The sequence below is a fragment of the Nocardioides pyridinolyticus genome (assembly GCF_054653575.1).
Genome location: NZ_BAAIFY010000056.1, coordinates 1 through 4931, shown reverse-complemented (window position 1 = coordinate 4931; position 4931 = coordinate 1). Strand labels below are relative to the sequence as shown.

The following is a 4931-nucleotide window of genomic DNA, read 5'->3' as shown; positions in this document are numbered from 1 at the left end:
GAGCGTCAAGGATCGAGTTGCTTCCCGTCGACGCCCCCACGACACCATAGGGCCGCTGGTCCAGCCCGAGGTACCGAACCACGTCCACCAGATCCCGAGCGTGCGCCACCGGGCTCAACGACGCCCCCGCGTCAAGGCGGCAGCTTGGCTTCTCCCGGCTGGCCAAGTAGTAGAGATCGAAATGATCGACCAACCGGGGCAGCACCAGATCCCAGGTGCGATCTGTCGATGCCCAGCCCGCGACGAAAAGCAACGGCATCCGGGTTGACGGGCCGGCGCTCTCCTCGTGCCGGCGCCAATCGGTCACGCTGAGCAAGGCACCCTCAACCGGGACGCGGATCCTCTGCACTAGTCGTCCTCGAGGCCGGTAGCGCCAAGCTTGCGCCGCCGCACGAACTTGTAGATCTGGACAAGCACGAAAATCAGCAAGATCGCCGCGAAGGCAATCTGGATGTACTTTCCGAGCTCGATCGCGATACCCATCTCGGCCGACGCGGCGCCCACTGCGTAACCAGCACCCCCGACACAGCTCACGAACAGAACTGACGCCACCACGTCGATAGCGATCCACCTCGCCCACGCGTATCGCGAAACACCCGCCACGACAGGAACCAGCACACGGGTCGGCATCGGGAACTGAAAGAAGTAGAGCGCGACGTTGCGGGGCCGAAGCGCCCGCTCGATGCGATCGCGACGTGGAGCCACATACTGGCGGAGCCTTCGGAAGCGATCGAGTCCGAAGCGACCAACGGAATACGTGAGGTTGTCCCCAACCAAGAGCCCGAGAGCTGCTACGAAGAACGCGAGCGCTGCGTTGAGTTCTCCGGTTCCTGCGAAGTAGCCCGCCACTCCCAGAACCGTGACGCCAGGAAAGAAGAGCCCTAAAACGATCGTGCCCTCGAGGGCAAGCAACAGAAACAACAATCCGTACGAGGCTTGGTGTGTATCCATCTATATTCTAGAATACATTACAGTGTTACGAAAGGATAGGGTGAAGTGGCAATACCCAGGGATTCGCTTCGACCAAGGTTCGCCGCGTCGCTTCAATAATGAACGCTCTCCGCTCATCAGTCGTGGCATAGTTCGCGAGAGCCTCCCGGGCCATCTGCTCGTGCTCCTCATCGAGTTCGATGTGGCCCGGAAAGTACTCAAGGTCGTTGTCGGAGATTGAGCGTTCGCCCGCAATTTTGGCCAAGACCTGCTGCAACGGCTCGGCTATTCTGCGGATCATCGACTCCCAAGAATACGAGATTGCCAGTTCGTTCAAAACGAGCGACTCCGATGGCGGCGCCATCAAGAGATACGAGTAGTTGGGCCAGTACCCTTCAAACTCTGCGACCAGCTCCTGCTCCGTGAGGCCGATGGCCTGGCAGAACGTCGCGAACAGGTGTGCATGGTTTCGGCCCGGCTGGAATTCTCCCTGCTCCTCGACGTAGAGCGCCGAGAAGTACGCCTTCGCTCGGTAATCCTCAAACGGACATATCCGAAGGCGAGACGGAAGCTTCACATCTATGAAGGTCCGAACCTCGGCATAGTGACGCCGCGCAATGAAGGGAAGGTCGCGCAGATCGACTGTCCCATTGGCGATGTCTCTAATGATCGGGGCCTCGGTCTGAACCAGCTCATCGATGTAGACATCAAGCTCGTCCATCCAGTCAGTTCTCAATAGGGGCCTCCCGAGATCACGGCTTCCGGCACTTAGGGTCCACATTAGGGTGCCGCGCGACCACTGGCCAGCGATCCGGAATCGATTCGACCTGCGGTCTGGACCGCAATTGATGACGTTCCCACCGCCGAGCGGTCGCTAGACACGGACAACCACCCGGTGCTCGCCACCGAGGACCCCGCGTAGCGTCGTCGGTTAGCCGAACAGTGCCTTGGGCCACAGGGGCACTCACCGGCGGTCGACGTCACGACCAGGCAGACCAAGACTGCTCCCGCGGGTTGGCCACCACCCCTGCGACCCAACCCGAGAACAAATTCCCATCCTTGGTCGCTGGCCTCTGGCTTCCCCGCGACGCTGTCGCAGCGATAATCACCGCATCCGGGCGACATTCGGCTATTCACAAAGTCGATTAGATCGGTCATAATTCAAGCAGGTATGAACGATCGTTCCACACTGTTGTCTCGCGTCCACCGCCTCAAACTCCTCGTTGTCGGAGCCCTGCTCGTCATCCTCGGTCTCCTGACCTCAGCACTGGCCGAATGGCTCGACACGGTGGAGACTCCACACCTGGCGGTTGCTCTCGTCAGCGGGCTGGCCGATGTCTTCCTCGTCACCGGTGCCATCGGCATCGCCGTGGACTTCTTCACGGGTCGCGACAAAGAGGCAGCCGACACCGAGCGGCTGCGTAACATCCTCAAGGAAGCTGCGCCAGACATCAGGAACGCCGTCGTCGCCGGCTTCGCCGAGACTCCCAACAACATGCGCGGCGTCGCAACCACCGAGACCCTCGACAAGCTGGCCACCAACGCCCTGGCACTCCGCTTGGGTGACGAGAAGTTCGCCAGCGAAATCTACTCCGGTCTTCTGTCCCAAGCCATCCGTACTCCGGAGCGCTGGTCTGACGTCGACATCAACGTCCGGCTCTCATCTATAGATGAGAGCAGCGCCAGAGGTGCTGCTCGGCCCTCTGTACCCGCTCCGTGGTTCGACGTGGTCGTCACATGGGAGTAGACGCTCGTTCCGAGTACCCGGTTGCAGCGGTTCGCCTCGACCAACGACCTGGAGGAGTTCCGTGAGTATCTCGATGACGTTCCCGCGACGACGAGTTGGTATCTCGATCCGCAGTCGGGTGCCGACGCTCGGGAGCGCAGCGCCTTCGAGGTTCTTGCCTACAGCGTGGACGGCCAGGATCTTCCGATTCGGCGCTCAACCCGCAAGTACGGCCAGACCTACTCCGTCGATCTGGGTGACGTACGACTCCTCGAGAAGGAGCCCGTGCGCATCCGCCACGTCTATCGGACGATCTCCCGGCGCGTCGGGCATCGGTTCCGCATCGCGCTGACGCAACCCACCCACGGCATGCGCCTCGTGCTCGACTACAGCGACACCGACATCGCGGAACTCAAGGTTGGCGAGATGCTCTCCACTGCCGTTCCTGCACAGGTGAAGTTCCTGCCAACGGAAGCGCCAGCCAAGCAGGTCGAAGTCTCCGTACCTGGCTGGCTACTCCCGAAGGCTGAGGTCAGCTTCGTCTGGACGCTCAGCGACGAAGCAGCCGCTGGAACCACGACCGCACACTCTCGCGCAGCGTGATCGTCTCCGTGTGAGTCCAGTCGCCACCGCTCATCTGAGATCTCCTCTGTCACCCTGGGCGCCACGACAGCGCCCCTCCCGGGCCGTCCGGGTGGCCCGACGATAAGACTCAAAGTATTGGGATTCAAGGTCTCTGGATGCAGAGTCTTGGGATCGATGGGGTTGCTGCGTGCCCCGTCCCGCTGGCAAGCCACCGCTCTCCTCGGCCACCGCCGAGTTCGGCGCGCGTGTCCGGCAGCGCCGGACAGAGCTTGGCCTCAGCCAGGAAGCCCTCGCCGACATCTGCGAGCTCCACTGGACCTACATCGGCCAGGTCGAGCGCGGCCAGCGAAACATCTCACTGCACAACATCATCAGGATCGCCGGCGCCCTGCAGGAAGACCCGGGAGCCCTAGTTCAGGGGCTCGCGATGACCGACGGCGGGTGACCAGAACCCGCCCAACGACAAGTTCGTTGTCCTGAACTCAGGCTTCTGAGTCGTCCGGACTACTGTCACCGATCGTGGACCGTCGCGTGAGCCCGCGCCAGCTTGAAGTCCTCCGGTGGATCGCAGCCGGGTGCCCGAAGCGCGACTGGCCGAACGAGAGCCACAAGAACACTGCACGCGCCCTGGCGAGTCGCGGGCTCGCGACGGTGGGCCGCAAGCACAAGGTCTGGACGGCGGCGATCACCGAGGCCGGTGCCTACTACCTGGCGCACGGGCACCACATGCCTCTCCCCGATGAGGACTTGGATCCCACACCCAGCGCCACCCCGTCGCGGCCCCCGAGCCGAGGGCGTCCACCCGGACCCCCGCCGACTCCGGACGCAACCGCCCGCCACATGCGACGCGTCGCCGCCCGGCCGAAACCGGTCATCAAGCAGTCGAAGCGCGAGATCAAGGAGACGTACATGCGGTACAAGGTTGTTGTCACTCGCGTGCAGGTAGCCGAGCGCTTCGTGCGTGCCACCAGCGAAGAGGACGCTGCCGCCAAGGTGCAGGCTGAGTTCGATCGACCGTACGGCTACTTCGGCTCCTGGAAGACCGCCACCTCCGAGATCGACGTGGTCGAGGCCGAGCAGAACACCGTCATCGGACCGACGCATCTATCCACTGACGGGCCGATGCTGCTGAGTCTCAAGGACGCCGCCAAGGCGCTGGGGATCAGCTACTCCACGCTCTATCAGATGACCGTTCAAGGCGACATCGAGTGGGTCGCCATCGGCAACCGCAAGTTCATCTCCCGCGCGATCCTCATGGAGTTCATCAAGGCCAACACCCATCGCGGCTACTACGTCGCCAGGTGACGCAGCCAGCTCGATGGACTCACCTCCGCCGTCGTGCCCCGGCGGGTGCCTCGTAGAGTTCGGGGGTGACTGGCGACCTTTCTCTGTTCGGCGATGACGAGCCAGACGAGCCGGCAACGCGGACGACCCCGACAACGACTCCGGCAGCGTCCTGGCAGGTCGACCTGTTGCGGAAGGCGCTCGACGGGCGAGGCATGACGACGATGGCTGAGCGTCAAGGCGCGATCGAGGACGCAATCGGGCGGCCGGTCGAGTCGCTTCGTGCTCTGACCAGCGAAGAAGCGCTCCGTGCGCTCAGCAAGCTCGGAGGAGCTTCGTCCGCCAGGTCGAGCGCTGCCACCGCATGGGACGAACGCGACGAAGACACCTGGATCGATCGACTCTA

Annotated in this window: 8 protein-coding genes; 5 read left to right on the top strand and 3 right to left on the bottom strand. The window is 62.8% G+C overall.

Annotated elements, in window-relative coordinates:
* The 3 genes from ACYQ0U_RS22480 to ACYQ0U_RS22470 all read right to left on the bottom strand — a co-directional run.
* Window positions 1-307: alpha/beta fold hydrolase (locus ACYQ0U_RS22480; RefSeq protein WP_459976116.1), on the bottom strand; the 307-nt coding region annotated here is incomplete at its 3' end.
* Between the two features lie 41 nt (window positions 308-348).
* On the bottom strand, window positions 349-951 hold the full coding sequence (locus ACYQ0U_RS22475; protein ID WP_459976115.1) for a DedA family protein: 603 nt from the start codon (window positions 949-951) through the stop codon (window positions 349-351).
* Between the two features lie 25 nt (window positions 952-976).
* A complete protein-coding gene (locus ACYQ0U_RS22470; protein ID WP_459976114.1) occupies window positions 977-1651 on the bottom strand; it encodes an iron-containing redox enzyme family protein in 675 nt (224 codons plus the stop codon).
* Window positions 1652-2101: 450 nt separating this feature from the next.
* Between ACYQ0U_RS22470 and ACYQ0U_RS22465 the strand changes: the two genes are divergently transcribed.
* From ACYQ0U_RS22465 to ACYQ0U_RS22445, 5 genes are all read left to right on the top strand, one after another.
* Window positions 2102-2677: a hypothetical protein gene (locus tag ACYQ0U_RS22465; RefSeq protein ID WP_459976113.1), complete on the top strand. Its 576-nt coding sequence runs from the start codon at window positions 2102-2104 to the stop codon at window positions 2675-2677.
* Window positions 2678-2698: 21 nt separating this feature from the next.
* Window positions 2699-3259: a hypothetical protein gene (locus tag ACYQ0U_RS22460; RefSeq protein WP_459976112.1), complete on the top strand. Its 561-nt coding sequence runs from the start codon at window positions 2699-2701 to the stop codon at window positions 3257-3259.
* A gap of 169 nt (window positions 3260-3428) precedes the next feature.
* Window positions 3429-3686: a helix-turn-helix domain-containing protein gene (locus ACYQ0U_RS22455; RefSeq protein WP_459976111.1), complete on the top strand. Its 258-nt coding sequence runs from the start codon at window positions 3429-3431 to the stop codon at window positions 3684-3686.
* 74 nt (window positions 3687-3760) lie between these two features.
* A complete protein-coding gene (locus ACYQ0U_RS22450) occupies window positions 3761-4546 on the top strand; it encodes a helix-turn-helix domain-containing protein (protein ID WP_459976110.1) in 786 nt (261 codons plus the stop codon).
* A gap of 65 nt (window positions 4547-4611) precedes the next feature.
* The coding region (locus ACYQ0U_RS22445; protein ID WP_459976109.1) for a hypothetical protein at window positions 4612-4931 on the top strand (320 nt) is incomplete at its 3' end.

Coding starts and splice junctions, on each gene's coding strand:
- ACYQ0U_RS22475 (WP_459976115.1), bottom strand. CDS start 951: ATGGATACACACCAAGCCTCGTACGGATTGTTGTTTCTGTTGCTTGCC.
- ACYQ0U_RS22470 (WP_459976114.1), bottom strand. CDS start 1,651: ATGGACGAGCTTGATGTCTACATCGATGAGCTGGTTCAGACCGAGGCC.
- ACYQ0U_RS22465 (WP_459976113.1), top strand. CDS start 2,102: ATGAACGATCGTTCCACACTGTTGTCTCGCGTCCACCGCCTCAAACTC.